Source organism: Gallibacterium salpingitidis, from assembly GCF_001678495.1.
In the GTDB taxonomy this organism is placed as follows: domain Bacteria; phylum Pseudomonadota; class Gammaproteobacteria; order Enterobacterales; family Pasteurellaceae; genus Gallibacterium; species Gallibacterium salpingitidis.
This window is the reverse complement of the sequence record NZ_JTJL01000092.1, coordinates 1-1,462: the sequence shown is the minus strand read 5'-3', so window position 1 is coordinate 1,462 and position 1,462 is coordinate 1. Positions and strand designations below refer to the sequence as shown.

General features: G+C 37.0%; 2 protein-coding genes. One reads left to right on the top strand and one right to left on the bottom strand.

Going from position 1 to position 1,462, the window contains the following annotated elements:
• Positions 1 to 495 (bottom strand): BRO-N domain-containing protein (locus QS62_RS11760; RefSeq protein WP_082966204.1); only part of this gene is annotated, 495 nt, incomplete at its 3' end.
• Between the two features lie 429 nt (positions 496 to 924).
• Here QS62_RS11760 and QS62_RS11755 point away from each other — a divergent pair.
• Positions 925 to 1,365, top strand: coding sequence for a hypothetical protein (locus QS62_RS11755; protein WP_066110401.1), 441 nt, complete (start codon positions 925 to 927; stop codon positions 1,363 to 1,365).
• The last annotated feature ends 97 nt before the right edge of the window (positions 1,366 to 1,462 follow it).

The following is a 1,462-nucleotide window of genomic DNA, read 5'->3' as shown; positions in this document are numbered from 1 at the left end:
CGCAAAGTTATTTTTGATATATCGCTCTAAGCCAAGTGATGTATAGATTGTTCGCATAGCTGGCTCTAGTTGCTCACCATGTCGTTTAGCTAACTTGCAGTATTTGATAAGTGCGTCTAAAACATCTGTATCAATTTCGATCGTTTTAGGTTTTTGTGGTTCAGGTAGAGCAAGTTGTTGTTGTGTTTCTCTATCAAGAATATCCAGCACCCATTTTCTAAACTCTTTTGCTACTTTGGTATGTGAAAGCATTCCGATTAAGTGGCAACCACGCAAAGAGAATATACGCACTTTTTGCATTCCGCCGTTGGTTTTCATATCAATAAGTGCGGTCATATTTGGGGTAAATTCGTCAGCGTGGGAGTTGTAGAGTTTTAATAAATTATCAGAACGATTATAGCCTAAAGCCTTACTGATTTCTGCTGTAGCTAGCCAAATTTGATTTTGTTGATTGATAACCGATAGAGTAGTGTTTTGAAAAGTTAAAGTTGTCATTGTTTTGTTCTCACGTAATAAGTTTTAAAACTCATCACCGTTGAGGCTAATCATTGGTGATGAACTAGATTGGATTAGCCTTACCGTTACGTGAGTTACGGCGGATCTTTCGATCCTCCAACCTAGCCCATCATTGACAACTTTCAAAAGGGTGGCTCAAATTGAACCTACCTTTTTTAGGTTTTAAAGGTTACGACAAATTATCGTACCCTTTGATTTGCTAGATTTCGGTTATAAAAAAAGTCGCTTTGAGCGACCATTATTTTTTCACCGCTCACGTAATTCAGGAGGCTAATCCCGACTTTCGTTTGAAAGTGGCTATATCCTAAATCAAAGGGCGGCGGGTGTCAAATCTTTGGCGAGTTATTTTTCCACGCTCGCCAACGTGGTATATTGGTGTTTGCATACAACCAATATAGGAGATAAATAATGCTAGATTCTACTTATATTTATCAGAAACTACCTATGGAAATTCGCCCATTTTTTAAAATTGAAATGGCAAAAATCCCTGAAGAGTACGCATATTTGTTGGATAATATTGCTCAGTCTATTCAGACAATTTCGCAATTTATTCATCTGAACAAAACGGTGAATGTGATTGTTGGTTCATTTCCACTTGAACTGTCAATGTCAAATTCAGTTTTATCGGTACAGATACTTGAACCCGCTCTACACATAGCGATTGAGAATTTTGTTTTTCTTGATTTGAATGTGATGTTATCGTTGCCTTCTCCTCTTCAAAAGGCTTGTGTGATGGAAGAGCTTGCTCATGTTTTAATGAATATTCGTGATGAACATCTTGTGAAAATTGTTGTCGCTGAGATGTTGCCTGATGTGGTGTATCAAAATGAGCAATATGTTCCCGTTTAATATCGGTACAATTAATATTTTTTGCATTAATTTTATTGGGAAAGTTCATTTGTATACTCCTTTTACTGAATTTAGGGTGCAAGAAACCGCCTCACTA